Source organism: Georgenia thermotolerans (assembly GCF_009193185.1).
GTDB classification, from domain to species: Bacteria; Actinomycetota; Actinomycetes; order Actinomycetales; family Actinomycetaceae; genus Georgenia; species Georgenia thermotolerans.
Genome location: NZ_VUKF01000003.1, coordinates 109,872 through 134,251 on the forward strand (window position 1 = coordinate 109,872; position 24,380 = coordinate 134,251).

Sequence of the window (24,380 nt, forward strand, 5' to 3'; positions counted from 1 at the left end):
GCCGCCCGGCCCGGTACTAGCGTCTGAACCGCTTCAACGACGAAGGGACACGCGATGACCGACATCGCCGTCGCCGCGTGGGAGACCGCCGCCGCGACCCTGGAGCACCTGGCGATCGAGCTGCCCTCGTGGGCCTTCGGCAACTCCGGCACCCGCTTCCGGGTGTTCGGCACCCCCGGCACCCCGCGCACCCCGGAGGAGAAGATCGCCGACGCGGCCACCGTCCACCGCTTCACCGGGCTGGCGCCCACCGTCGCCCTGCACATCCCCTGGGACACGGTCGAGGACTTCGCGGCGCTGCGCGCCTTCGCGGAGGACCACGGGGTCCGGCTCGGGACGGTCAACTCGAACACCTTCCAGGACGAGGCGTACAAGTTCGGCTCCCTGGCGTCCTCGGACCCGGCGGTGCGCCGCCAGGCCATCGATCACCACTTCCAGTGCCTGGACATCATGGCCGTCACCGGCTCGCGGGACCTGAAGATCTGGCTGGCCGACGGCACCAACTACCCGGGCCAGGACGACATCCGCCGCCGCCAGGACACCCTCGCGGACTCCCTGGCCACCATCTACGAGCGCATCGGCCCGGACCAGCGTCTGGTCCTGGAGTACAAGCTCTTCGAGCCGGCGTTCTATCACACCGACGTGCCGGACTGGGGCACCGCCTACGTCCACGTCGCCGCCCTGGGCGAGCGTGCCGTCGTCTGCCTGGACACCGGTCACCACGCCCCGGGCACGAACATCGAGTTCATCGTCGCCCAGCTGCTGCGCCTGGGAAAGCTCGGCTCCTTCGACTTCAACTCCCGCTTCTACGCCGACGACGACCTCATCGTCGGCGCCGCCGACCCCTTCCAGCTCTTCCGCATCCTCGCGGAGGTCATCCGCGGCGGCGGCCTGGGCCCGGGCTCGCCCGTGGCCTTCATGCTCGACCAGTGCCACAACATCGAGGAGAAGATCCCCGGGCAGATCCGCTCGGTCCTCAACGTCCAGGAGATGACCGCCCGGGCGCTGCTGCTCGACCGCGACGCCCTCGAGCTCGCCCAGCGCGAGCACGACGTGCTCACCGCCAACGGCATCGTCATGGACGCCTTCGCCACCGACGTCCGGCCCGTGCTCGCCGCCTGGCGCGAGGAGCGCGGCCTGCCCGCCGACCCCATGGCGGCCTACCGTGCCAGCGGCTACCGCGAGCGGATCATCGCCGAGCGCGTCGGCGGCGCCCAGGCCGGCTGGGGCGCCTGATGGCCACCGCCGCGGCCGCGGAGCTCGTCGCCCGGTCCAACCGGCTCGGCGCCGACCCGCGCACCACCAACTACGCCGGCGGCAACACCTCCGCCAAGGGCGCCGCCACCGACCCGGTCACCGGCCGCGACGTCGAGCTGCTCTGGGTCAAGGGCTCCGGCGGGGACCTGGGCACCCTCACCGAACGCGGCCTGGCGGTGCTGCGGCTGGACCGGGTGCGGGCCCTGGTCGACGTCTACCCCGGCGTCGCGCGCGAGGACGAGATGGTCGCCGCCTTCGACTACTGCCTGCACGGCAGGGGCGGGGCCGCGCCGAGCATCGACACCGCCATGCACGCCCTGGTCGACGCCGCCCACGTGGACCACCTCCACCCCGACGCCGGCATCGCCGTCGCCACCGCCGCCGACGGCGAGGCCCTCACCCGCGAGATCTTCGGTGACCGCGTGGTCTGGGTGCCCTGGCGCCGCCCGGGCTTTCAGCTCGGCCTCGACATCGCCGCCATCCAGCGCGCCCACCCGGAGGCGATCGGCTGCGTGCTCGGCGGGCACGGCATCACCGCCTGGGGCGCCAGCAGCGACGAGTGCGAGGCGCGCTCGCTGGAGATCATCCGCACCGCCGAGGACGCCATCGCCGCGCGCACCGAGCGCCTCGCCGCCGCGGGCCGTCACCCCTTCGGCGCCGTGCGCCCCGGCTTCGAGGCCCTGCCCGAGGCGGAGCGCCGCGCCACCGCCGCCCGGCTCGCCCCGGTCATCCGCGGGCTGGCCTCCACCGACGCCCCCCAGGTGGGGCACTACACCGACACGGGCGTGGTCCTCGACTTCCTTGCCCGCGAGAAGCTCGCCCCGCTGGCCGCGCTGGGCACCTCCTGCCCGGACCACTTCCTGCGCACCAAGGTCCGCCCGCTGGTCCTCGACCTGCCCGCCACCGCCCCGCTGCCCGAGGTGGTCGAGCGGCTGCGGGCGCTGCACGCCGCCTACCGGGAGGACTACCGCGCCTACTACGCGCGCCACGCCACCGCCGACTCCCCGCCCATGCGCGGGGCCGACCCGGCGATCGTGCTCGTCCCCGGCGTGGGGATGTTCTCCTTCGGCAAGGACAAGCAGACCGCCCGGGTGGCGGGGGAGTTCTACGTCAACGCCATCAACGTCATGCGCGGTGCCGAGGCCCTGTCCCGTTACGCCCCCATCGACGAGGCGGAGAAGTTCCGCATCGAGTACTGGGCGCTGGAGGAGGCCAAGCTGCAGCGCATGCCCAAGCCGAAGGCGCTGGCCACCCGGGTCGCCCTGGTCACCGGCGCCGGCTCGGGCATCGGGCGGGCGACGGCGCAGCGCCTGGCGGCCGAGGGCGCCTGCGTCGTCGTCGCCGACCTCAACGCCGAGGGCGCCGAGGAGGTCGCGGCCGGGCTCGGCGGGCCGGACCACGCCGTCGCCGTGCGCGCCGACGTCACCAGCGAGGACGACGTCGCCGCCCTCGTCGACGCCTCCGCGCTCGCCTTCGGCGGGGTGGACCTCGTGGTCAACAACGCCGGGCTGTCCGTCTCCAAGCCGCTGCTGGAGACCACCACCCGGGACTGGGACCTGCAGCACGACGTCATGGCCCGCGGCTCCTTCCTCGTCTCCCGGGAGGCGGCGCGGGCGATGATCGCCCAGGGCCTCGGCGGCGACATCGTCTACATCGCCTCGAAGAACGCCGTCTTCGCCGGGCCCAACAACATCGCCTACTCCGCCGCCAAGGCCGACCAGGCCCACCAGGTCCGCCTGCTCGCCGCCGAGCTGGGCGAGCACGGCATCCGCGTCAACGGCATCAACCCCGACGCCGTCGTCCGCGGCTCCGGGATCTTCGCCGGCGGGTGGGGCGCCCAGCGCGCCGCCGTCTACGGCGTGGAGGAGGCCGAGCTGGGGAAGTACTACGCCGGGCGGACCCTCCTCAAGCGCGAGGTGCTGCCCGAGCACGTCGCCGCCGCGGTGGTCGCGCTCACCGCGGGGGACCTCGCGCAGACCACCGGCCTGCTCGTCCCCGTGGACTCCGGCGTGGCGGCCGCGTTCCTGCGATGAGCACCTTCGCCGCCGTCGACCTCGGCGCCTCCAGCGGCCGGGTCATCCTCGGCCGCCTCGACGACGGCGCGCTCGTCACCGAGGAGGTCGCCCGGTTCCCCAACGCCCCCGTCGCGGTGCCCGCCGGGAGGCGGACCACCCTGCACTGGGACGTGCTGCGCCTCTACGACGCCGCCCTCGCCGGCCTGCGCCGGGCCGCCCGCACGCACGGGCCCCCGGCCACCGTCGGCATCGACTCCTGGGCGGTGGACTACGGCCTGCTCGACGCCGACGACGCCCTGCTCGGCAACCCGGTCCACTACCGCGACCGGCGCACCGCCGGAACGCCCGAGCGGGTCTTCGCCCACGTCCCGGCCCCGGAGCTGTACGCGCGCACCGGGGTGCAGGTCCAGCCGTTCAACACGATCTTCCAGCTCGCCGCCGCGGCCGGCACCGCCCAGCTCGCCGCGGCCCGCCGGCTGCTGCTCGTCCCGGACCTGCTGGGCTACTGGCTCACCGGCGTCCAGGTCGCCGAGGTCACCAACGCCTCCACCACCGGGCTGCTCGACCCCACCGCCCGCGCCTGGGCCCCCGACGTCGCCGCGGCGCTGCGCGCGGCGTTCGGCGTGCCGGTGGCCGACCTGCTGCCGCCGCTGGTCGAGCCGGGTACCGTCGTCGGCCCGGTCCGGCCGGCCGGCCTGGAGGGGGCGGGCGCCGGGCTGGACGGGGCCGCGCTCGTCGCCGTCGCCTCCCACGACACCGCCTCCGCCGTCGCCGCCGTGCCGGCCGAGCGCCCCGACTTCGCCTACGTCTCCTGCGGCACCTGGTCCCTGGTGGGCCTCGAGCTCGACGCCCCGGTGCTCACCGAGGCGAGCCGGGCCGCGAACTTCACCAACGAGCTGGGCCTGGACGGCACCGTGCGCTACCTGCGCAACGTCATGGGGCTCTGGCTGCTCCAGGAGTCCGCGCGCACCTGGGCCGAGGAGCAGGGCGAAGACGTGGACCTGCCCGCCCTCGTCGCGGCCGCCGCCCGGGTGCCGGCGCTGACGTGCGTCGTCGACGTCGACGACCCGGTGTTCCTGCCGCCGGGCGACATGCCGGGCCGCATCGCCGCCGCGGCGGCCGCCGGCGGGCAGCGCCCGCCCGCCGGGCCGGCGGAGACCACCCGCTGCATCCTCGACTCCCTCGCCCTGGCCTACCGCCGCGCCGTGCGACAGGCCGCCGAGCTCGCCGACCGGGAGGTCGGGGTCGTCCACCTCGTCGGCGGCGGGGTGCGCAACACCCTGCTGTGCCAGCTCACCGCCGACGCCACCGGCCTGCCGGTGGTCGCCGGGCCCGTCGAGGGCGCCGCGCTGGGCAACCTGCTGGTCCAGGCCCGGGCCGCCGGGGCGCTGGCCGGCGGGCTGCCCGAGCTGCGCGCCGTCGTCGCCGCCTCCACCGTCACCCGCCGCTACGTCCCGGCCGGCGACGCCGCCGCCTGGGCCGCCGCCGAGCGGCGCCTGTTCGCCGTGCCCGCCTGAAGGGAGCCGCGATGCGCGCGGTGGCGGCCCCCGGTCCGCTCGATACCCTCGTGAGACGACCGCTGGAGGTGTGACGTGCGCATCGCCCTGTTCGCCACCTGCCTGAACGAGGCGCTGTTCCCGCAGGCCCCGGCCGCCACCGTCCGGCTGCTCGAGCGGCTGGGCCACGAGGTGGACTTCCCGGCCGGGCAGGCCTGCTGCGGGCAGATGCACGTCAACACCGGCTACTTCCGCCAGGCGGTGCCGGTCATCCGCAACCACGTGGCGGCCTTCGCGCCGGTGCTCGACGGCGCGTGGGACGCGATCGTCGCGCCGTCGGGCTCGTGCGTGGGCTCGGTGCGCCACCAGCAGGCCATGGTCGCCGACCGGGAGGGTGAGCGGACGCTGGCCCGGGACGCGGCGCTGGTGGCCGAGCGCACCTACGAGCTGTCCGAGCTGCTCGTCGACGTCCTGGGCGTGACCGACGTCGGCGCGTGGTTCCCGCACCGGGTCACCTACCACCCCACCTGCCACTCGCTGCGCCTGCTCAAGGTCGGCGACCGGCCGCTGCGGCTGCTGCGCGCCGTGGCGGGCATCGACCTCGCCGAGCTGCCCGAGGCGGCCTCGTGCTGCGGGTTCGGCGGCACCTTCTCCCTCAAGAACGCCGAGACCTCCACGGCGATGGTCACCGAGAAGGTCCGCAACGTCGTGGCCACCGGCGCCGAGGTCCTCGCCGCCGGGGACTACTCGTGCCTGATGAACATCGCCGGCGCCCTCTCGCGCGAGGGCACCGGCGTGCACGTGGCCCACCTCGCCGAGATCCTGGCCGCCACCCGCGAGGAGCCGTGGGCCCCCACCGTGCTGCCCGTGGACCGGCCCGGCGCCGCCCGGCCGCCGGGCCCGGCCGGCCCGCCGCAGGGCGGGCCCGGGCCGGGGGAGCGGGCCGGCACCACGGCGGCGACCGCCGCCCCCGCGCCGCAGAACCGCCCGGAGGGATCCCGATGAGCGCCACCTTCCTCGGCATGCCCGAGGTCCGGCCCCTGCCGCCCCACCACCCCGAGGACCCGCTGCGGTGGGGCCCGACCTTCCCCGAGGCCGCGCACGAGACCCTGGGCAACGCCCAGATGCGGGCCAACCTCGGCCACGCCACCCGCACCATCCGCGACAAGCGGCTGCGGGTGACCGCCGAGCTGCCCGACTGGGAGGAGCTGCGCGCGGCCGGCGCCGCCATCAAGGCCGAGGCGCTGGCCCGCCTGCCCGAGCTGCTCACCGAGCTGGAGGCCCAGGTCACCGCCCGCGGCGGGGTGGTGCACTGGGCCCGCGACGCCGCCGAGGCCAACCGCATCGTCGCCGACCTCATCGCGGCCACCGGGCAGGACGAGGTCGTCAAGGTCAAGTCCATGGCCACCCAGGAGATCGGCCTGAACGAGCACCTCGAGGCCGCCGGCATCACCGCCACCGAGACCGACCTGGCCGAGCTCATCGTCCAGCTCGCCGGCGACATGCCCTCCCACGTGCTCGTGCCCGCCATCCACCGCAACCGCGAGGAGATCCGGGAGATCTTCCTCGAGCGCATGGGCGACGCCCCCGCCGAGCTGACCGCGCAGCCGCGCGAGCTGGCCATGGCGGCCCGGGCGCACCTGCGCGCGAAGTTCCTCGCCGCCGAGGTGGCCATCTCCGGGGCCAACTTCGCCGTCGCCGAGACCGGCACCGTGGCGGTGTTCGAGTCCGAGGGCAACGGGCGCATGTGCCTGACGCTGCCGCACACCCTCATCACGGTCATGGGCATCGAGAAGGTGCTCCCGCGCTTCGCGGACCTGGAGGTCTTCACCCAGCTGCTGCCGCGCTCGTCCACCGGCGAGCGGATGAACCCCTACACGTCCATGTGGACCGGCGTCACCCCCGGCGACGGCCCCCAGGAGTTCCACCTGGTGCTGCTCGACAACGGGCGCACCAAGGCGCTCGCGGACGAGGTGGGCCGCCAGGCGCTGCGCTGCATCCGCTGCTCGGCGTGCATGAACGTCTGCCCCGTCTACGAGCACACCGGCGGGCACGCCTACGGGTCGGTCTACCCCGGCCCGATCGGCGCGATCCTCACCCCGCTGCTGCGCGGGACCGGCACCGGGCCGGGCCCGCTGGACCCGCACGACCCCACCGCCACCCTGCCCTACGCCTCCTCCCTGTGCGGGGCCTGCTTCGAGGCCTGCCCGGTCAAGATCGACATCCCCGCCGTGCTCGTGCACCTGCGCAACCGGGTGACCGAGGCCCAGCAGCGCCGCCCGTTGCCCACCGGGTGGGAGGCCGCCCTGGGCGCCGCCTCGGCGGTGATGTCCTCCGGCCGGCGCTTCGGCGCCGCGGCCGCCACCGCCCGCGCCGGCCGGGTGGTGGCCCGGGACGAGCGGATCGGGCGCCTGCCCTTCCCCGGGTCGCTGTGGACCGGCAGCCGCGACCTGCCCGCCCCGCCGCCCGAGAGCTTCCGGGCCTGGTGGGCCCGCCACCAGGGCGCGAAGGAGGCGGGGTCGTGAGCGAGGCCCGCGAGGCCGTCCTCGCCCGCATCCGCGACGCCCTGGGCCGCACCCCGGACGCGACGCCGCCGGCCGTGCCGCACGCGTACCGCACCCGCTCGGACGTCGCCCCCGGCTCCCCGGAGGCGCTGGACCTGCTCGTCGACCGCCTCGAGGACTACAAGGCCCGGGTGCACCGGTGCGCCGCCGCCGACCTGCCCGCCACCCTGGCCGCCCTGCTCGCCGACGCCGGGTCCGTCGTCGTCCCGCCCGGCCTGCCCGGGGACTGGCTCGCGGGCCTGCTCGCCGGCCCGGACGTGCACACCGACGCCCCCGGCGCCCGGCTGTCCAACGCCGACCTCGACGGCGCCGGGGCGGTCCTCACCGGCGCGCGGGTCGCGATCGCGGAGACCGGCACCATCGTGCTGGACGGCGAGCCCGACCAGGGCCGGCGCGCCATCACCCTGGTCCCGGACCGGCACGTGTGCGTCGTGACCGCCGCGCAGGTGGTGGCCACCGTGCCCGAGGCGATCGCCGTGCTCGGCGCGCACCCCACCCGCCCGCTGACCTGGATCGCCGGCCCCTCCGCGACCAGCGACATCGAGCTCCAGCGCGTCGAGGGCGTGCACGGCCCCCGGACCCTCGACGTCGTCCTGGTGCGATGACCCGGTCGCGATGACCGCGGGCAACGCGACCGTGCGGGACGTGGCGGCCCGGGCCAAGGTCTCGCTCGGCACCGTGTCCAACGTCCTCAACCGGCCCGAGGCGGTCAGCCCGGGCACGCTCCAGCGGGTCCACGAGGCCATCGACGCCCTCGGGTTCGTGCCCAACGACGCCGCCCGGCGGCTGCGGACCGGCCGGAGCCGGTCCGTCGGCCTGGTCGTGCTGGACGTGGGCAACCCCTTCTTCACCGACCTCGCGCGCGGCGCGGAGGCGGCCGTCGAGGCCGCAGGCGGGACGATCCTGCTCGGCGACAGCGACCATCGGCCGGAGCGGGAGGCGCGCTACCTCGACCTGTTCGAGGAGCAGCGCGTCCGCGGTGTGCTCGTCTCCCCGGTCGACGGCGTGAGCCATCTCGACGAGCTCAGCGCCCGGGGAACGCCCACGGTCCTGGTCGACCGGGCGGCGGACCCCGCGCGCTTCTGCTCCACCTCGGTCGACGACGTCGCGGGCGGCCGCCTGGCGGCCGGGCACCTGCTCGAGCAGGGGTACCGGCGCCTCGCCTTCGTCGGCGGCCCGCTGCGCCTGCGCCAGATGGCCGACCGCCTCCGCGGGGCCCGGGAGGCCGTCGCGGCCGCCGGCGGCGCCCTCGAGGTGGTCGAGCTGGCGGAGCCGACGGCGCCCCATGGGCGCGTCGCCGGCGCGGACCTCGCCGCGCGGCCGGTGGCGCACCGCCCGGAGGCGGTGCTCGCCGGCAACGACCTCATCGCCGCGGGCGTGCTCCAGGCGCTCATGCTCGACGGCGTGCGGGTGCCCGAGGATGTCGGCGTCGTCGGTTACGACGACACGGCCCCCGCGCAGACGGCGGTGGTGCCGCTGTCCTCCGTGCGCCGGCCGAGCGAGCTGCTGGGCCGCACGGCGGTCGAGCTGCTGCTCGAGGAGGCGGCGGGGGGCGAGCACCGGCACCGGCGCGTCGTCTTCGAGCCCGAGCTCGTCGTCCGCGGCAGCTCCGTGCGCGGCTGAGGTCCGGAGCCGTCGGGCCGCATCGGCCGGCGGTCGACGCCGCGCCCTACGGCGCGCCGGTCGCGCCCGGCCGGTCCCAGGCGGCCCCCACGGACAGGCCGGTGGTGATGAGGTGGCGCACGGCGACCACCAGCGCCGTGCTGAGCAGGCTCGACCAGCCCGGCTCGGCCGCGAGCCGCAGCAGGCCCGCGGCGAGGAGGAAGTCGAGCAGCACCCCGATCGCGGCGCGCACCCCGACGACGAGCACCGCCCCGACGCCGACGACCAGGCCCGCCGCCACCGCCGCCAGGGCGAGGGTGCTCAGGACCGTGCTCACGGCGGGGCCGGCGGGGGCGCGTTGGGGGTGGTGGCGGAGGAGGGGGCGCCGGACGGCGTGGCCGGCTCGCCCTCGAGCTGGCGCCGCTCCTCGGCGATCTCCTTGGCCAGGAAGTAGTTCAGCCCGGTGCGGATGGCGGCGATCGCGGCCAGCTGCCCGATCTCGGCGAAGCTCGGCGCCACGGCGGTGCGCAGCACGTCGCTGGCGAGCTGGAACTCCAGGCCCAGGGCGAGGAAGCGCCCGAGCAGCAGGCGCACCCGGACGAACCCGCGGGTGTCGCGCTGGGCCAGCGCCTTGACGAAGAGCACGAAGGCGATGGCCGCGCCGATCGAGATGACGGCCGCGCCCGCCGCCTCCACGAGGCGCACCAGCACGGCCACGACCCGCCCCAGCAGCTCCTCGGTCATGGATCGCCACCTCCCCCGGCCAGGGGACCGCCCGGGCCAGGGGCCCAACGTCGCGGCTGGCGGCGGGCGCCGCAACTCGGGCCGCGCGCGAGGATGGTGCCGTGACCTACGACATCGACGACGACCCGACCCGGCTCGACCTCGACACCATCTGGGCGTTCCTGTCCACCGAGGCGTACTGGAACCGCTGGCGCACCCGGGGCGACGTCGAGGAGCAGGTCCGCACGGCCTGGCGGGTGGTCGGCGCGTACGCGCCGGGCGGGGAGCAGGTGGGCTTCGCCCGGGCGGTGTCCGACGGCGTGTCCTTCGCCTTCCTCGCCGACGTCTTCGTCATGCCCGCGCACCGCGGGCACGGCCTCGGCAAGCGCCTCGTCAGGGCGATGATCGACGACGGGCCCGGGGCGGGCTTCCGGTGGACGCTGTTCACCGGCGACGCCCACGGCCTGTACGAGCAGTTCGGCTTCGCGGCGCCCGACGCCACCGCGATGGTCCGCCCGGCGAGGCCGCGCGGCTAGGTGTACCCAGCCAAGACGTTGGTCACACCGGCGGGGCGTCGCGCCGTCGAGGCCGGGGCGGCTTGCCGCCTGGCCGTCGGAGCGGCCACGGTCGCCCGCGGCCCTGCGCTCAGGCGGTGATGCCGCGCTCGCGCATCAGGGCGCGGTGCCGGACGGCGCGGGCGTGCTCGCCGCGCCGCTCGCACAGCTCGTCGTACGGGACGCCGCCGCGCAGCAGCCGCGCGAGCTGGCCCCAGCGCCGCTCATCGTCGGCCTCGGCCGCGGCGTAACCCGCGCACCAGCCCTCGCACCGGCCGATCTCGAAGTAGGCCTCGGCGATCGTGCGGGTCTCCGGGGCCAGCTCGACGAGCGTGGGGACGTCATCGTGATGCACGGTGGCTCCTGACGACCGCGGGCGTGGCCTCGCACGTCTGTTCGAACCATCGTGGCCTTTCCCGGCTCTGCCGTCAAGACCGTCGGGTACGGACGGCCGAGAAGGGCGGTGCACTCACAACCCAGGAGTTGGGAGACACGCTTTAGGCGGTCTTCAGGTCGGCAGCGAGCTGGTCGGCGGCCATGTCGGTGGCCCTCGAGACGACCCGGTTGGCGGCCTTGATGTTCGCCGCGATCTGGTCGGCCATGTTCGTCGCGTAGACGGCGATCAGCCCGGCGGTGCCGGCGTCCAGCGTCTCGCCCAGGTCCTTGAGGTCGTCGCGGGACATGCCCTTCGTGGCGTGCCCGGTCACCGCGCCGATGGCCGCGCCCCCGCGCCCCCGGCGGTGGCGAGTCCGATGCCGACGGGCGGGAACAGCGCCGCGGCCACGCCGACGGCCAGGCCCCAGCCAAGGCCCACCGCCGCCCCGTGCCGGGTGGGCTGCTCGTGCTTCTTGACGATGTGCACCTTGCCGTCGGCGTCCTTCGAGACGACGGCGGCGTCGAAGTCGTTGGAGCTCTTCACGGCCCTGTACAGCTCCTTGACCGCCTCGTAGTCGGCGACCGCCGCGTCGACGTCGTCGTACGCGGCCGCGACCACGTACAGGGTGTCCTCATCCTGCTTGGCCATGACGGCCTCCTTCCGGTCGGCTACCAGGCTCGCTCGCCCAGGCTCCGGCGCCCTCCTCCGCTGCTGACGAAGTCAGGGCCGAGGGTCCGCCGGGTCGTCGACGCGCCGGACGAGCGCCGCCGACGTCGCCATGACGACGGCGAGCACCAGGCCGAGGGCGGGGTAGCCGGCCCCGCTGATCACCGCCCCGCCCAGGACGGCGCCGACGAGATAGCCCAGCTGGGTGGCGCCGGTGCGCGCCGCCATCATCGCCGCCGGCTGGCCGGGCAGCTGGTCGAGCCCGAGGGAGGCCGACACCGGCGTCCGCGTCCCCGCCGCCAGGCCCAGGACGCAGAAGAGCGCCACGGCCACCGGCGTCGTCCGGGCGGCGCCGAGCATCAGCGGCAGGAGGACCGCCATGACGAGCGCGGCCGTGGCGATCAGGCGGCGCCGCGGCCAGCGGCGCGACAGCCGCCCGGAGCGGACCGAGGCCAGGAGGTAGGCGCCGGCGGCGCCGGCGAGCAGCCACCCCGCCACGGACTCACGCACCCCGAGGCGCTGGATGAAGAAGGCCCCGGCGAAGGTCAGCAGCGAGGTCCACGCGGCGTACCCGGCCACCTCCGAGACGATCCAGCGGCGCGCGGCGCCCGCCCGGAGCGGGGCGAGGGCGGCGCCGGCCCGCACCGAGGGGGCCGGCAGCGCCGCGGGCGCGGCCACCAGCGCGGCGACCGCCAGCGCCGCCGGCAGCGCCTCGGCCGCCCGCCAGGACCACCCCTCGGTCAGCACCCCGGCCACCGGCGTGACCAGGATCCAGGCCAGCGCGTTGGCGCCGGCGACGTAGCCCGTCGCCCACGGGCGCCGGTCGGCGCCGAACGCCGCGAGGCCGGCGAAGCCGCCGGACAGCAGCAGGGCGAAGGCGAGGCCGACGAGGACGTGGGCGGCGAGGAACGCCGCCGTGGAGCGGGCCGCGGCCACCGCGCCGCAGGCCAGCAGGGCCAGCGCGGACCCGGCGACGAGCAGCCGGCGCACCGAGAGCAGGCGCGGCCGGGCGCTGAGGAGCAGCGAGACGGCGACGGCGACCGCGGCGGTGACCGACCGGGCCTGGCCGGCGGCGCCGACGGTCGTGCCCAGCTCGGCCGCGACGGCGACCACGGTCGGGGCCAGGACCACGAGCAGCGCCTGGGAGGTCATGGTCGCCAGCACCAGCGGGAGAACCTTCGGTCCCGAGGCTGCCATGGCACGCTCCCCGTCCCCGTCAGGAGCGCCGCCCCGGCGGAGCCGCCCCCGCCGGTCGCCGCGCCACCCTCGCCCCGGCCGGGCGAGCGGTCAGGGCCGCTGGCCCAGGCCCGGCCCGGTCGTCACTGCGGAGAGGCCCCGTTCACCCGCAGCCGCTCCGGCACCCGGTCGCGCTCGTAGGTGATGTCCGTGTACCCGTGGGGCGCCGGGCGACCGTCCGGGCCCAGGTTGACGAACACCATCTTCTCGATGGTGAGGATGCTCTGCCGGGTGAACAGGTTGCGCACCTCGGCGCGCATCGTCATGGAGGTGCGGCCGAACGCCGTCGCCCGCAGACCCATCTCGACGATGTCCCCCTGCTGGGCGGAGCTGACGAAGTTGATCTCGGAGATGAACTTCGTGACCACCCGCTCGTTGCCCAGCTGGATCATCACGTAGATGGCCGCCTCCTCGTCGATCCACCGCAGGAGGCTGCCCCCGAACAGCGTCCCGTTGGCGTTGAGGTCCTCGGGCTTGATCCACTTGCGGGTGCGGAAGTTGATCTCGTCGTCGTCGGGGGTCATGCCCCCAGGTTATTGCGGCCGGTCGACCGCGGCCCGTGCCCGCCGTGGGCACCGGCGGGAGTCGCTTCTCACAGGGTCCCGGTCAGGGCCTGCAGGGCCAGGCTGGTGAGCGCGACCGCGACCCACAGTGCGCCGCCGAGCGCGAGGGGGCGCCACCCCGCCTCCCGCACCGACGCGACGGGGGTGAGCATCCCGATCGCGGTCATGGCCATGGTCGTCAGCAGCACGGTCAGCCACTTCACGGGGGCGTGCGCCGCCTCGGGCACCAGGCCGACGCTGTTGGCGGCGGCCGCGAGCAGGAAGAGCACCAGGAAGCCCGGGATCAGCTTGCGCCAGGGCAGCCCCCGCCTCCCCGCGGCGGGCGCTTCCGCGGTGCTCGTGGCCGCGGCGTCGGCCGCCGCCTGCTGTCGTGCGCGTTCCTGGGTGCGGTGCGTGCGCACCGAGAGCCAGACGGAGATGGGGATGAGCATCAGGGTGCGGGAGAGCTTGACGACGACGGCGTAGGAGGTCGCCGCGGCGCCGAAGACGGTGGCGGCGGCCACCACCGAGGAGGTGTCGTTGATCGCCGTGCCCGCCCACAGGCCGAAGGCGTCCTGGCTCATGCCCATGAGGTGCCCGAGGGCGGGAAAGAGGATCGCGGCGAGGACGTTGAAGACGAAGATCGTCGTCACGGCGAGGGAGATGGCGGTGCCGGAGGCGCCGATGACGGCGCTGGTCGTGGCGATGGCCGACGCCCCGCAGATGGCCGTGCCGACGCCGATGAGGGTGCGGGTCTCCTGGTCCACGCCGAGCCGGCGGCCGAGGAGCGCAGTGCCGCCCAGGGCGACGGCGATCGTGCCGACCATGACCGGCAGCGAGTGCGCCCCGACCGTGAGGACCTGACCGAGGGAGAGCCCGAGGCCGAGGAGGACCACGGCCGCCTGCAGCACCTTCTTCGACGTGAAGGCCAGCCCCGGCCGCAGCGTGTCCACCCGCGCGCCGAGCAGCCGGCCCAGGCCGAGGCCCAGGAGGATGCCGACGACCGGTCCGCCCATCACCGGCACCCAGGCGCCGATGGCCATCGCCGCCAGCGCGACCGCGGCGCACACCCCCACCCCCGCCCAGAACCCCCCGCGCCGGAGAGCCGGGGCGGGGGACGCCGGCGCGGTGGTGACCCGGGCGGTTTCTGGAATGCCGCTGTCTCTTATCACCCACCCAGCATCCGCCCGACGGGGCCGTCGCCACTAGTCGGCATTCGCCGATCGGGCCATAGGGTGTTCCTATGTCACGCCGCCTGCCGGATCTCGCGAGTCTCGAGCTGCTGGTCGCGGTCGCCGACGAGGGCGGCATCGGCGCGGCCGCCCGGGCGGTCGGCATCAGCCAGCCCTCGGCGACCGAGCGGCTGCGCACGCTCGAGCGTCGGCTCGGCCTGCTGCTGATCCGGCGCACCCCCGCCGGCTCCACCCTCACCGGCGAGGGCACCGCCGTCGTCGGCTGGGCACGTGGCGTGCTCCAGGCGGCACAGGAGCTGGTGGACGGTGCCGCGGTCCTGTCCGGCCAGCGGCGGCGTCATCTCGACGTCGGCGCCAGTCTGACCGTCGCCGAGCACCTCGTGCCCGGCTGGCTCGTCGCGCTGGCGGAGAGCGCCCCGGACATCTCCGTGACCCTGCAGATGGGGAACTCCACCGTCGTCGCCGACCAGGTGCGCACGGGGAAGGTGCAGCTCGGCTTCGTCGAAGGCCCGGCGGCGCCGGCCGGCGTGCGCTCGCGCACGGTCGGCGTGGACGAGCTGGTCCTGGTCGTGGCGCCCGGGCACGACTGGACCGACGGCAGGGCCGTGGGCGCCCCGCAGGTGGCGGCGACCCCGCTCGTCATGCGCGAGGCGGGCAGCGGCACCCGCGACGTGCTCGAGGAGTGGCTCGCCACGATCGGCTTGCGCGCGGTGCCGGCGGTGGAGCTGGCGTCGACGACGGCGCTGGTCCAGGCGGTCATGGCAGGCGTCGGCCCCGGTGTCGTCTCGCGCCTCGCCGTCGCCGCCGAGCTCGCCGAGGGCCGGCTCGTCGGCGTGCCGCTCGAGGTCCTTGAGGGCGGGGCCGCCCGTCCCGTCCGCCTGACCCGCAAGATCCGTGCCATCTGGCGCGGGAACGCTCCCACGGCCGCGGCGGCCGCACTCGTCGCCGTCGCGTTGACGCCGTAGACCGTCGTCCGGCACTGGGCGCCCTCGGTGGCTGGGCAGGACGACCCGGGATTCGAGCTGGTCGACGAGGGCACGCGGCTATCACCGAGCGGCTCAGCCGGCCCGACCAGCGACACCCACAGCATGGTGCTCCTTCCTCCTCACCGACCGGGACCGTCGCGTGCAGCGCACGCGAGTCCGGTCAGGCTGCGCCATGGGGTTCCCGGGCGGCGACCGCAGGAGGGGCTGGCGTGGACCCGGCCCCGGCCCCGGCCGAACGGCGTTCGGAACGCGCGTAGAGGCGCCGGCCAGGGGAGGACGTCACCCCGAAGGTCAGGACGCTGGCGGCGATCACCAACGTCGCGGCGCCGAAGAAGCGAGGGTCGGTCACGCCGGTGTCGACGGCATGGGCGACGTAGAAGATCGAGCTTGCACCCATGGGGCCGAACCAGCCGAGGAAGACGGCGTCGCGGCCGCGGAAGCCGAGAGGACGGGCGAGCACGAGCACGGCCGGGAGCCGACGCAGGAGCAGGATCAGGACCACAACGAGCGGGGCGGCCGCCCCGAACGCCGCCCACTGATCCCAGGGCAGGAACACGCCGAGAATGAAGAACAGCGGCAGACACAGGTAGCGGTTGGCGGCCTCGTTGAGCCTCTGCTGGCGCCCGCGTTCCTCGTCGCCGACCAGCGCGTTGTACGCGGTGCCGGCGACGAAGACCCCGAGGATGCCGTCGGTGCCCGCGGCTCGCCCGAGGCCCAGCACGGCCACGGCCAGGAGCACCGTGAGCACGAGGGTCGGGCCCGGCTCGGGGTCGCCGTATCGCCCGGCCACACGCGCGCCCAGGGCGGCGAGTGCGCCCATCGCGGCGCCGATGAGGAGACTGCCGGTGACCTCCCACACGAGTCGGCCGGCTTCGGCGCCCGGGGTGGTCGCGGGCAGCACGACGGCGAGGGCCACGCCCACGATGGGAAGCGCGAGACCGTCGTTGATGCCGCTCTCCGCGGTGATCGCGTGGCGGAGCCGCTGCGGCAGGCTCTCCTCGGCCGGCTTGCCCGAGACGATGGAGCCCGCGAGAACCGGGTCCGTCGGGCACAGGCACGCCCCCACGAGCGCGGCGAGGGCGAGAGGGATCCCGAGGACGAGCGCGGAGGCACCCGCGATGACCGCCGCCAGCGGCATGACGACCAGCAGGAGGATGGGCACCGGACGGACGACGCCGCGCAGCTGCCGGGCGGGAAAGCGCAGCGCCGCCTCCATCACCGAGACGGCGACGACGAGCCGGCTCCCCTCGAGGAGGGCCAGGTCCCGGGCGCGCTCGGAGAGCTCCAAGGCACCCAGGACGTGCGGCCCGACGATCACCCCGGCAGCGAGTGCGACGAGCGGCCCGGACACGGCGAGGTCGCGTATGCGGCGGCTCATCAGAGCCAGGACGAGCGCGAGCGTGCCGACCAGTCCGTACATCAGGTGGAGCTGCGTCACCAAGAGTCCCCCTGCTCGGTTCGACGGATGAGTGAGGGCCATCTTGTGACGCGAGCGCCGCGACCGCACACGGGGCGCGGGCCGCGCCGCCCGCTAATCGCGGGCTTGGCGCAGCGACGCCGGGAGCAGCCACCGGCCCAGCCGCGCCGCGGCCGCCTCGCGCCACGCCGCCGCGCTGGCAAGGACCCCGCCGCCTCGGGGTGGACGCTGGGGGGTGCTGGGCGCGTGGCGGGCCAACAACGCACCGGCCAGGGCGAAGCTGAGTGCGGCGGCCGCGTCGGTCCGCGCCGTTCGCGCCCGTGTCCGGTCCCAGGCGGCCAGCAGGAGCATCGACGCGCCGTGCACCAGGTCCGCCTCGGCGCCCAGGGCGAGCACCGCGCGCCCCGGGGTGCCGGCCGTGCCGGCGGCCTGGACCAGGTGTCGGGCGCCGAGCACCCGGGCCACCGCCGTGGTCCGCGGGTCGGGCCGGTGCCCGGTGCCCAGCGTGACGATGAGGTCGGGGGCGAAGAGCAGTCCCGCCCCGTAGCCGGCCCGGACGGCCGCGAACCAGCTCACCGTCGGCGCAGCCAGGTCATCGTGGCGAGGGCGCCGGTCCCGGCGACGGCCGCCACGGCGCCGACCGCTCGGAGGTGGTGGGAGAGGAACAGCTGCGGGTCGTGGGCGTGGGACTTGTCGTCGAAGGCGCCGTGGGCGCCGTGGTCGTGCCCGCCCTCGCCGTCGACGGGCTCCCACAGGTTGTTCGGCCGGTCCGGGCCGACCTTCTCCCCGGTCTGCTGGGCCTTGTAGCCGGTGCGGCCCAGGTAGCGGTCCAGCAGCGCGGGCGCGACCTTCTGGCCGAGGATGGTGTAGGCGGTGGTCGTGCCCACCCAGTAGTGCTTGCGCCGGGGGTGGTCGGCGGCGAAGACGACGCCGCGGGCGGCGAGCTCGGGCTGGTAGATCGGTGGCACCGGCTGGGGATGGCGGGGCAGCCGGGAGAGGACCCAGGAGAACTGTGGGGTGTTGACCGCCGGCATCTGCGCGATGGTGATGTGGACGTTGCTCTTGTCGTGGATCAGCTCGGTGCGGATCGATTCGGTGAACCCGTTGATCGCGTGCTTGGCGCCGCAGTAGGCCGACTGCAGCGGGATGCTGCGAAAGCCCAGCGCGGAGCCGACCTGGACGATCGTCCCCTGGTCGCGGGGGAGCATGCGGGACAGGGCGACGCGGGTGCCGTGGACGTAGCCGAGGTAGGTCACCTCGGTGATCCGCTTGTACTCCTCGGGCTCGATCTGGGTGAACGGGGCGAACACGGCCGTGAACGTCACGTTGATCCACACGTCGATGGGCCCGAAGGCGTCCTCGACCTGCTGGGCGGCGGCCTCCACCTGGTCGTAGTCGGCGACGTCGGTGGGGATCGCCAGCGCCCGGCCACCGGCCCGTTCGACGTCGCGGACGGCGCCGTCCAGCCCGGCCCTCCCGCGCGCCAGGAGCCCCACGTTCGCCCCGCGCGCCCCGAACTGCCACGCGGTGGCGCGTCCGATCCCCGCGCTCGCCCCGGTGATCACCACGGTCTGGCTCATCTCGCCACTCACTTCCGGACGGGTCCGCCGGCACACCGACGGACGGTGTTCACTCCAACTTTCGGAACCGGGCGTCAGCTGGGGGGCTGGACCGGTTCGGCGCCGCGCTCGATCTGCACCCCGGTGAACTCCGCGTCCACCGGCTCGGTGAAGCGCCGGCCGTTGATCTCGTCATGGCGCATGAACGTCGGCGGGTCCACGTGCACGCGCAGCGTGTACTCGCCGTCCTCGGGCAGGGTCCAGTTGCGCGCGTAGTGGTACAGCATGGGGTGCCAGACCAGCTCCTGGACGTGGGGGCCGAGCTCCTGGCCGCCGGGCGTGACGAGGGTGGCGGTGACGTGCAGGCCGGGCACGAACCGCCCGTCGGCGGCGTCGCGCACGGCGATCTCCACGTGGGCGTTCTCGCCCTCGGGGTTGCGCCAGACCAGGTCGCCGTCGTGGAAGTGGTACATGCCCTCGGCGTCCTCGATGGCGTAGCCGATCCGGTACTGCCCGGCCTCCTGCTCACCGCCGTCGTGGGCCACCTCCTGGGTCATGTACTGCAGCGCCCGCCCGTACGCCTCGCCCTGCTCGACGGCGCGCCGGAGCTGAGGCGTGGTGGCCTCCGAGCTGTCGGGGTTCATCGGGGCCGGGGTCGTCTCGTCCGCCATGGCTCTCCTCTGGGATCGGTCACGGTCACATCTGTCCACCCAGGATTTCCTGATCGGGCGCGCACCGCGCGCCGAAGGGCCTCGGCGCGCGACCGATCCGCCTCGGCGGCATGATGGGCCGCGCCGGGCGGGTGCCCGATGGCCCCGGCCCGGTCGAGGGCGCCCGTACAGGGGAAGCGCCGCACCGTCCGAAGCGGGGATGCCTGCCTCCTGGCCCGGGAACAGCGGCCTGGCGGCCTGCCCCAGAGCCCTGTGCCGAAAGGAGAGTCGTGTTCTCAGGCGTGATGGTGATGGCGATCGGCGTGGTCGCCCTGATCGGCGGGCTCTACGTCGTGCACCGGATCGCCACGGTGGCGGCCGACCCGCTCATGGTGCTGCCCTTCGACTCCGGCTGGCGCCCCGAGCAGCACGCCCTCTCCCGCTACCACGTGCGGTGGTACCTGGCGACGCTGGTCTTCCTCGCCTTCGACGTGGAGATGCTCTTCATGTACCCCTGGGCGGTCGTGGTCGCCAAGGAGGGGATGACGGCGGTCGTGGAGATGTTCCTCTTCCTCGGGGCGCTCTTCGTGGCGGTGGCCTGGGCGTGGCGGGAGGGTGCCTTCCGGTGGGTGTGAGGCAGGCGGTCACGCGCGCGGCCGCGGAGGGCGCTCACGTCCTCCTCGTCGAGGTGCCGGGATGGTGGCGGACCCGGGCCGCGGTGGAGCGCGCCGTGCTGGCCCGCGGCTGGCGGCTCGCCCTCACGCCGGCCGACGCGGATGCGCTCGTGGTCTGCGGTGCCCCCGGGGCCGGGCTGCGGGAGCGGGTCGAGTCCGTCTGGCACCAGCTGCCCGGGCCCCGCGTGCGGGTGGGCATCGTGGACGACGACGCGGCCGCCTGCCTGGACCGGGTCCACGCCGGCCTGCTCCACACCGCCGCTCACCGCGACGACGCTCGCCGACGTCCCGGCGCGTCGGACCTGCTCGCCGAGCCCGGCGACGACGGGAGCGGGCACGGGGACATGGAAGGCCATGAGGGGCACGGGGATCACGGGGACATGGAAGGCCATGAGGGGCACGGGGACATGGACATGGGCATGGACATGTCCCCGGGCGGCATCCCGCTCGCCGGCGGCGGCGAGGACCGTGACGGCCTGGAGATGGACGTGTTGACGGTCCGGCTGGGCCCGGTCCTGCCGTACTGGCCCGCCGGGCTCGTGCTGCACTGCTCGCTGCAGGGCGACGTCATCACTGAGGCGCACGGGGACGTCGTCGATGAGGCCGAGCACGTCGGCACGGAGCCCGACAGGCGCGCCCGCAGCCTCGACAACCTCGTCGCGCTCCTCGCCCTGGCCGGGTGGGACGACGCCGCGGCCCAGGCCCGCAGGGCCCGGGACGCCGCGCTGGGCGCGGAGGCGCGCGGGGAGGTGCCGCTCGATCGCCTGTCCCGCCGACTGCGCCGCTCCCGGCTCCTGCGCTGGTCGCTGCGCGGCGTCGCGCCGTTGAAAGCCGAGGCCGGCCGGCACGGCCTTCCCGCCGCCGTCGTCGGAGACACCTACGACCGGCTGCTCCGTCTTCTCGACCGGGCCACCGCCGACGACGCGCGGGGCGACGGCGAGGCCGCCGGCGACCGGGTCCGCGCGCCTGGTCCGGCCTGCTCGCCGCGCCGGCTGGCCCACCTCGTCACCGGCTTGGACCTGGCCACGGCGCGCCTGGCCATCGCCAGCCTCGACATCCACGAGCTTGCCGTCGACCGCGCGGGCCACGAGGTCTCCCATGGCTGAGGCGATGCCGACGGCCGCAGCGGCCGAAGCCACCGGGGCCGCCGCCGTCACCGTGGCCCCCGCCGGCGCGCTGGCCGCGCTGGGGATCCTCGTCGCGCTCGCGGTGCTCGCCGCGATGCTGGACGGGGCGCTGACCGCGCGCGCGGACGGCGCCTCCGGCGGCGTGGTCCGCCCGTTCACCGAGACCGCCCGGCTCATGCGCCAGCGCCGCCGCTCCACGGTCCGGCCGGACGCCCCGCTGTGGCGCATCGGCGGCGCGGGGCTCCTGGTCGCCGCCGCGTTGATGGTCGCCGTGGTCCCCCTGGGCGGGTGGGCCGTCGCCGACCTCGACGTCGGCGTCGTGTGGTTCAACGCCATGGACGTCGTCGTCTGGGCGTCGGTGTGGCTGGTCGGCTGGGGGGCGAACTCGGTGCCCGGGCTCGTGGGCGGCTACCGGTTCCTGGCACAGGCGCTGGGGTACGAGCTGCCCCTGATGTTCGCGCTCGTGGCGCCGGCGATCGCGGCGGGAAGCCTGAATCTCGGTCGGGTCGCGGCCGCCCAGGAGGGGCTCTGGTTCGCGGTGTGGATGCCCGTGGCCTTCGTGGTCTACCTCCTCGGCGTCGCCGGGTTCTCGGTCTGGGGCCCCCTGGCCCCGGCGATCGGCACCGACATCGCCGGCGGCGCCCGGGCGGAGCTGTCGGGCGTGGACCGGCTGGTCTTCGAGGCGGGCCGGTACGCCCTGCTGGCGGCCGGCGCCGCGTTCGCGGTGCCGATGTTCCTCGGCGGCGGTGCGGGCCCGGGGCTGCCCGGCTGGGCCTGGGGGCTGGTGAAGACGGTGGCCCTGCTGGCGGTGCTGGTCTGGCTGCGGCGGCGGCTGCCGGCCCTCCGCCCGGACACGTTCCTCGAGGCCGGCTGGATGGTGCTGTTGCCGGCGGTGCTCGTGCAGGACCTGGTCGTCGCCGTCGTCACCGTGTGGAGGTCGTGATCGTGGTGCTCACCATCGCCTTCTGGGGGCTCGGGGCCGTGGCGGTCCTCGCCGGCGTCGCCGTCTTCGTCGTCGACTCGATGGCCCGCGCGACGTACGCGCTCGCGCTGTCCTTCGTCGCCGTCGGCCTGCAGGTGCTCGTCCTGCAGCAGAACTACGTCGGCGTGGTCACCGTCCTGATGATGGTCATGGAGATGGCGATCATGGCCGTCTACATGGTCATGTTCATGGGGATGAACCCCGCCCTGATGCCCATGAGCATGGTGCACGGCAACAGGACCGCGGTCGTCTCGGCCGCCGCCACCTTCCTGCTCCTGGCGGCGGGCATCCTCCTGGTGGACTGGCCGTCCCGTGAAGGTGGCCCCCCGGCGGACGTCACGGTGGCCCTCGGGCAGGAGCTGATGGGCCCGAAGATGCTCGTCATGGCCGTCGTCGGGGCGGTGATGGTCGCGACCATCGTGACCGGGGTGGTCCTCGCGGCCCACCGCACGCGCTACGACAGGTTCGGCGACGACCTGCGCCGCCGGCCGGCCGACGACCCCCAGCCCGGAGGTGTCGGACGATGACGCTGGAGGTGACCCTGCTCATCGCCGCGGCGATCTTCGCCGTGGGGCTGTACGGCGCGCTCTCCCAGCAGGTCGTGGTCATGGTCATGATGGGCCTCGAGCTGATGATCAACGCCGTCATCCTCGCCGCCGCCGCGTTCTGGTGGTTCCTCGCGCCGGCGCCCACCGGGCAGGTCCTCCTCCTGGTGATCATCGCCGCGATGACCCTGGAGATGGCGGCGGGCTTCGCCATCGCCACGGCGCTGCACCGCCGGCGCCAGGCGGACATGACCGACATGGCCACGGACCTGTCGGGGTGAGCGTGCCCGCGGCCCAGGCCGCCCTGTGGCTCCTCGTGCTGCTGCCCGCCGTCGCGGGCGGCGCACTCGCGATGTCCCGCCTCGAGCGGGCGGCACCGGCCGTGGCGCTGACCACCATGGCGATCACCGCGGCGCTCGCGGTCGGCGTCGCCGTCGCCCGGCCCCGGGTGGCGGTCCCCTTCATGGCCGGCAGCACCTTCGCGGTCGGGGTCGACGCCCTGTCGGCGCTGATCGTGCCGACCGTGGCGGTGGTGAGCCTGCTCGTGCTCATCTTCTCCACCGCCGAGATCCGTACGTCCCAGGGGCGGTTCCACGGGCTCATGCTGATCTTCGCCTCCGCGGCCCTCGTGACCGCCACGGCCGAGACGCTCCCCGCCCTGCTCCTCGCGTGGGAGGTCATGGGGGCGATGTCCTACGCCCTCGTCGGCTTCTGGTGGCGTGACACCGACCGGGTCTCGGCGGGCTTCACGGCCTTCGTCACGACGCGCACCGCCGACCTCGGCCTGTACCTCGCGGCCGGGGCGGCCCTGGCCGGGGGAGCCGGCCTGGCGCTCGCGGACCTGCCGGAGGGCAACGACAGGTGGCGGGACGTCGTCGCGGCCGGGGTGCTGGTCGCGGCGCTCGGCAAGTCGGCCCAGCTGCCCTTCTCCTTCTGGCTGTCCCGGGCGATGGAGGGCCCCAGCCCGGTCAGCGCCCTGCTGCACTCGGCGGCGATGGTCGCGATGGGCGGGTACCTGCTGCTGCGGACGGCCCCGCTGCTGGACGCCACCGGATGGGCGGCGCCAGCCGCCGCCTGGGTCGGGGCGCTGACCGCGCTGCTGCTCGGGGCCGTCGCGGTGGCGCAGGAGGACCTCAAGCAGCTCCTCGCGGCCTCCACCGCGGCCCAGCTCGGCTTCGTGGTCATGGGAGCGGGCGTGGGGGCGGTGAGCGGGGGCGCGGCGCAGCTCGTCGCCCACGCGGCCACCAAGGCGCTGCTCTTCCTCGCCGCCGGCGCGTGGCTCGCCGCCCTGGGGACGAAGCGCCTCGCCGGCCTGCGCGGCGTCGCCCACCGCTGGCGCCTGGTCGGCTGGGCGGCCACCGTGGGGCTGCTGTCCCTGGCGGGCGTCGCCCCGCTGGCGCTGTGGGGCACCAAGGACGCGGTGCTGGCCGCGGCCCTGGAGGAGTCGCCGTGGCTCTACGCCGTCGGGCTGTCCGCCGCGGGGCTGTCCGCCGCCTACGCCGGCAAGGTCCTCGTGGTCCTGTGGCGGCGTGTGCCCGAGGGGCAGCGACCGGCCGTTGCCGCCCACCGCGACGAGGAGCGGCGGGGCACCCGCCGCGTCACCGCGGCCGAGCAGGCGCCCCTGCCCGTGCTCGCCCTCGGCGCCGCGTTCCTCGGCGTGCTCGTGCTGCCGCCCCTCGGGGATGCGGTGGCGGCTGCACTCGGTGAGGAGGCGCCGGGGCCGTCCCCGCTGGAGATGGCCGGGTCGGCCGTGCTCGCGCTGGTGGTCCTCGCGCTCGTCCGGTGGCGTCCGGTGCCGGAGCCAACCTGGGCCCGCCGGTGGCTGGGCCTCCAGCATGCGACGCGGGTCCTCGCGGTGCGCCCGACGCTCGTGGTCGCCGAGGCGCTGGCCCGCTTCGACGACGACGTGCTCGACCGCGCCGTCACGGCGTGCTCCGGCGCGGTGCTGCGCGCGGCGCGCCGGGCGGCGCGCTTCGACGACGGCGTGCTCGACGGTGCTGTGGAGGCCACCTCCCGCGCGTCGGTCCGCGTCGCCCAGCGGGCGGGCCGGGACGACGACCGGTGGTTCGACGGCGCCGTCGAGGGCATCGCCACCCGGGTGCGCCGGCTCGGCCGGCTCGCCCGCCGCCCCCAGACGGGCCAGCTGTACCAGTACTACCTCCAGGCCGTCGCCGTCGTCGCGATCGGCATCCTGATTCTTGCCACGGTGAGGTGAA

The 24,380-nt window shown here is 75.4% G+C and carries 27 protein-coding genes; 15 read left to right on the plus strand and 12 right to left on the minus strand.

Translation table 11 applies throughout. The annotated features are described in order from the left end of the window. Nucleotides 1–54 precede the first annotated feature (54 nt). From rhaI to GD970_RS02375, 7 genes are all read left to right on the plus strand, one after another. Nucleotides 55–1,236, plus strand: a complete 1,182-nt coding sequence (gene rhaI, locus GD970_RS02345) for an L-rhamnose isomerase (protein WP_152200300.1) — start codon at nt 55–57, stop codon at nt 1,234–1,236. Then, nucleotides 1,236–3,290: a bifunctional aldolase/short-chain dehydrogenase gene (locus GD970_RS02350; RefSeq protein WP_152200304.1), complete on the plus strand. Its 2,055-nt coding sequence runs from the start codon at nt 1,236–1,238 to the stop codon at nt 3,288–3,290. The genes rhaI and GD970_RS02350 overlap by 1 nt, the downstream gene beginning before the upstream one ends. Next, nucleotides 3,287–4,789, plus strand: coding sequence for a rhamnulokinase (locus tag GD970_RS02355; protein ID WP_152200307.1), 1,503 nt, complete (start codon nt 3,287–3,289; stop codon nt 4,787–4,789). Before GD970_RS02350 ends, GD970_RS02355 begins: the two co-directional genes overlap by 4 nt. 75 nt (nt 4,790–4,864) lie before the next feature. Continuing rightward, on the plus strand, nt 4,865–5,773 hold the full coding sequence (locus GD970_RS02360) for a (Fe-S)-binding protein (protein WP_152200309.1): 909 nt from the start codon (nt 4,865–4,867) through the stop codon (nt 5,771–5,773). Then, a complete protein-coding gene (locus GD970_RS02365; protein ID WP_152200311.1) occupies nt 5,770–7,293 on the plus strand; it encodes a lactate utilization protein B in 1,524 nt (507 codons plus the stop codon). Before GD970_RS02360 ends, GD970_RS02365 begins: the two co-directional genes overlap by 4 nt. After that, a complete protein-coding gene (locus GD970_RS02370; protein WP_152200313.1) occupies nt 7,290–7,937 on the plus strand; it encodes a LutC/YkgG family protein in 648 nt (215 codons plus the stop codon). The genes GD970_RS02365 and GD970_RS02370 overlap by 4 nt, the downstream gene beginning before the upstream one ends. 10 nt (nt 7,938–7,947) lie before the next feature. Continuing rightward, the gene (locus GD970_RS02375; protein ID WP_152200315.1) at nt 7,948–8,955 is read left to right on the plus strand and encodes a LacI family DNA-binding transcriptional regulator; all 1,008 of its coding nucleotides are present in this window, start codon (nt 7,948–7,950) and stop codon (nt 8,953–8,955) included. A 46-nt stretch (nt 8,956–9,001) separates the two neighbouring features. Here GD970_RS02375 and GD970_RS02380 read toward each other — a convergent pair whose 3' ends face one another. Next, nucleotides 9,002–9,271, minus strand: a complete 270-nt coding sequence (locus GD970_RS02380; protein WP_152200317.1) for a DUF1622 domain-containing protein — start codon at nt 9,269–9,271, stop codon at nt 9,002–9,004. Then, the gene (locus tag GD970_RS02385) at nt 9,268–9,678 is read right to left on the minus strand and encodes a DUF1622 domain-containing protein (protein WP_152200319.1); all 411 of its coding nucleotides are present in this window, start codon (nt 9,676–9,678) and stop codon (nt 9,268–9,270) included. The genes GD970_RS02380 and GD970_RS02385 overlap by 4 nt, the downstream gene beginning before the upstream one ends. Before the next feature lie 101 nt (nt 9,679–9,779). Here GD970_RS02385 and GD970_RS02390 point away from each other — a divergent pair, with 101 nt between their 5' ends. Then, nucleotides 9,780–10,193, plus strand: a complete 414-nt coding sequence (locus GD970_RS02390) for a GNAT family N-acetyltransferase (RefSeq protein WP_152200322.1) — start codon at nt 9,780–9,782, stop codon at nt 10,191–10,193. 109 nt (nt 10,194–10,302) lie between these two features. On the opposite strand, the gene GD970_RS02395 is transcribed toward GD970_RS02390, so the two are convergent. The 6 genes from GD970_RS02395 to GD970_RS02415 all read right to left on the minus strand — a co-directional run bounded on the left by GD970_RS02395 (nt 10,303) and on the right by GD970_RS02415 (nt 14,203). Next, nucleotides 10,303–10,566, minus strand: a complete 264-nt coding sequence (locus GD970_RS02395; protein ID WP_152200324.1) for a hypothetical protein — start codon at nt 10,564–10,566, stop codon at nt 10,303–10,305. Nucleotides 10,567–10,708: 142 nt separating this feature from the next. After that, on the minus strand, nt 10,709–10,918 hold the full coding sequence (locus tag GD970_RS21985) for a hypothetical protein (protein ID WP_211489957.1): 210 nt from the start codon (nt 10,916–10,918) through the stop codon (nt 10,709–10,711). Continuing rightward, nucleotides 10,915–11,235 carry a hypothetical protein gene (locus tag GD970_RS21990; RefSeq protein ID WP_211489958.1) on the minus strand — a complete coding sequence of 107 codons (321 nt, stop codon included), beginning with the start codon at nt 11,233–11,235 and terminating at the stop codon, nt 10,915–10,917. Before GD970_RS21990 ends, GD970_RS21985 begins: the two co-directional genes overlap by 4 nt. Before the next feature lie 72 nt (nt 11,236–11,307). Further along, on the minus strand, nt 11,308–12,450 hold the full coding sequence (locus tag GD970_RS02405; protein ID WP_152200326.1) for an MFS transporter: 1,143 nt from the start codon (nt 12,448–12,450) through the stop codon (nt 11,308–11,310). 122 nt (nt 12,451–12,572) lie between these two features. Then, on the minus strand, nt 12,573–13,013 hold the full coding sequence (locus GD970_RS02410) for an acyl-CoA thioesterase (protein WP_152200329.1): 441 nt from the start codon (nt 13,011–13,013) through the stop codon (nt 12,573–12,575). A gap of 68 nt (nt 13,014–13,081) precedes the next feature. Next, complete coding sequence (locus GD970_RS02415) at nt 13,082–14,203, minus strand: YeiH family protein (protein WP_226925092.1); 1,122 nt, start codon at nt 14,201–14,203, stop codon at nt 13,082–13,084. Nucleotides 14,204–14,274: 71 nt separating this feature from the next. On the opposite strand from GD970_RS02415, the gene GD970_RS02420 reads away from it, so the two are divergent. After that, on the plus strand, nt 14,275–15,189 hold the full coding sequence (locus GD970_RS02420; RefSeq protein WP_152200332.1) for a LysR family transcriptional regulator: 915 nt from the start codon (nt 14,275–14,277) through the stop codon (nt 15,187–15,189). 181 nt (nt 15,190–15,370) lie between these two features. Here GD970_RS02420 and GD970_RS02425 read toward each other — a convergent pair whose 3' ends face one another. The 4 genes from GD970_RS02425 to GD970_RS02440 form a co-directional block, all read right to left on the minus strand. Beyond that, nucleotides 15,371–16,648, minus strand: coding sequence for a cation:proton antiporter domain-containing protein (locus GD970_RS02425; protein ID WP_152200335.1), 1,278 nt, complete (start codon nt 16,646–16,648; stop codon nt 15,371–15,373). A 93-nt stretch (nt 16,649–16,741) separates the two neighbouring features. Next, nucleotides 16,742–17,203 (minus strand): hypothetical protein, encoded by a 462-nt coding sequence (locus GD970_RS02430; RefSeq protein WP_152200337.1) that lies wholly within the window; start codon nt 17,201–17,203, stop codon nt 16,742–16,744. Continuing rightward, nucleotides 17,200–18,207 carry an SDR family oxidoreductase gene (locus GD970_RS02435; RefSeq protein WP_152200340.1) on the minus strand — a complete coding sequence of 336 codons (1,008 nt, stop codon included), beginning with the start codon at nt 18,205–18,207 and terminating at the stop codon, nt 17,200–17,202. Before GD970_RS02435 ends, GD970_RS02430 begins: the two co-directional genes overlap by 4 nt. Before the next feature lie 74 nt (nt 18,208–18,281). Continuing rightward, the gene (locus GD970_RS02440; RefSeq protein WP_152200343.1) at nt 18,282–18,857 is read right to left on the minus strand and encodes an iron transporter; all 576 of its coding nucleotides are present in this window, start codon (nt 18,855–18,857) and stop codon (nt 18,282–18,284) included. A gap of 284 nt (nt 18,858–19,141) precedes the next feature. Here GD970_RS02440 and GD970_RS02445 point away from each other — a divergent pair, with 284 nt between their 5' ends. From GD970_RS02445 to GD970_RS02470, 6 genes are read left to right on the plus strand one after another with little or no spacing between them, the layout of a single operon-like run. Continuing rightward, nucleotides 19,142–19,471, plus strand: coding sequence for an NADH-quinone oxidoreductase subunit A (locus GD970_RS02445; RefSeq protein ID WP_452178971.1), 330 nt, complete (start codon nt 19,142–19,144; stop codon nt 19,469–19,471). Further along, on the plus strand, nt 19,462–20,616 hold the full coding sequence (locus GD970_RS02450) for a hypothetical protein (RefSeq protein WP_152200347.1): 1,155 nt from the start codon (nt 19,462–19,464) through the stop codon (nt 20,614–20,616). The genes GD970_RS02445 and GD970_RS02450 overlap by 10 nt, the downstream gene beginning before the upstream one ends. Next, nucleotides 20,609–21,580, plus strand: coding sequence for an NADH-quinone oxidoreductase subunit H (locus GD970_RS02455; protein ID WP_226925093.1), 972 nt, complete (start codon nt 20,609–20,611; stop codon nt 21,578–21,580). The genes GD970_RS02450 and GD970_RS02455 overlap by 8 nt, the downstream gene beginning before the upstream one ends. Before the next feature lie 2 nt (nt 21,581–21,582). Further along, entirely contained in the window at nt 21,583–22,146 is a 564-nt protein-coding gene (locus GD970_RS02460) for an NADH:ubiquinone oxidoreductase subunit J (RefSeq protein ID WP_152200437.1), read from the plus strand. Next, nucleotides 22,143–22,445, plus strand: a complete 303-nt coding sequence (locus tag GD970_RS02465) for an NADH-quinone oxidoreductase subunit NuoK (protein WP_152200350.1) — start codon at nt 22,143–22,145, stop codon at nt 22,443–22,445. Before GD970_RS02460 ends, GD970_RS02465 begins: the two co-directional genes overlap by 4 nt. A gap of 2 nt (nt 22,446–22,447) precedes the next feature. Continuing rightward, a complete protein-coding gene (locus GD970_RS02470; protein ID WP_211489751.1) occupies nt 22,448–24,379 on the plus strand; it encodes a proton-conducting transporter transmembrane domain-containing protein in 1,932 nt (643 codons plus the stop codon). Nucleotide 24,380 lies beyond the last annotated feature (1 nt).

Bases quoted from the DNA above. Each gene is read 5' to 3' on its own strand.
- rhaI (WP_152200300.1), top strand. From the start codon at position 55: ATGACCGACATCGCCGTCGCCGCGTGGGAGACCGCCGCCGCGACCCTG.
- GD970_RS02350 (WP_152200304.1), top strand. From the start codon at position 1,236: ATGGCCACCGCCGCGGCCGCGGAGCTCGTCGCCCGGTCCAACCGGCTC.
- GD970_RS02355 (WP_152200307.1), top strand. From the start codon at position 3,287: ATGAGCACCTTCGCCGCCGTCGACCTCGGCGCCTCCAGCGGCCGGGTC.
- GD970_RS02365 (WP_152200311.1), top strand. From the start codon at position 5,770: ATGAGCGCCACCTTCCTCGGCATGCCCGAGGTCCGGCCCCTGCCGCCC.
- GD970_RS02375 (WP_152200315.1), top strand. From the start codon at position 7,948: ATGACCGCGGGCAACGCGACCGTGCGGGACGTGGCGGCCCGGGCCAAG.
- GD970_RS02385 (WP_152200319.1), bottom strand. From the start codon at position 9,678: ATGACCGAGGAGCTGCTGGGGCGGGTCGTGGCCGTGCTGGTGCGCCTC.
- GD970_RS21990 (WP_211489958.1), bottom strand. From the start codon at position 11,235: ATGGCCAAGCAGGATGAGGACACCCTGTACGTGGTCGCGGCCGCGTAC.
- GD970_RS02405 (WP_152200326.1), bottom strand. From the start codon at position 12,450: ATGGCAGCCTCGGGACCGAAGGTTCTCCCGCTGGTGCTGGCGACCATG.
- GD970_RS02410 (WP_152200329.1), bottom strand. From the start codon at position 13,013: ATGACCCCCGACGACGACGAGATCAACTTCCGCACCCGCAAGTGGATC.
- GD970_RS02420 (WP_152200332.1), top strand. From the start codon at position 14,275: ATGTCACGCCGCCTGCCGGATCTCGCGAGTCTCGAGCTGCTGGTCGCG.
- GD970_RS02435 (WP_152200340.1), bottom strand. From the start codon at position 18,207: ATGAGCCAGACCGTGGTGATCACCGGGGCGAGCGCGGGGATCGGACGC.
- GD970_RS02440 (WP_152200343.1), bottom strand. From the start codon at position 18,857: ATGGCGGACGAGACGACCCCGGCCCCGATGAACCCCGACAGCTCGGAG.
- GD970_RS02445 (WP_452178971.1), top strand. From the start codon at position 19,142: ATGGTGATGGCGATCGGCGTGGTCGCCCTGATCGGCGGGCTCTACGTC.
- GD970_RS02455 (WP_226925093.1), top strand. From the start codon at position 20,609: ATGGCTGAGGCGATGCCGACGGCCGCAGCGGCCGAAGCCACCGGGGCC.
- GD970_RS02465 (WP_152200350.1), top strand. From the start codon at position 22,143: ATGACGCTGGAGGTGACCCTGCTCATCGCCGCGGCGATCTTCGCCGTG.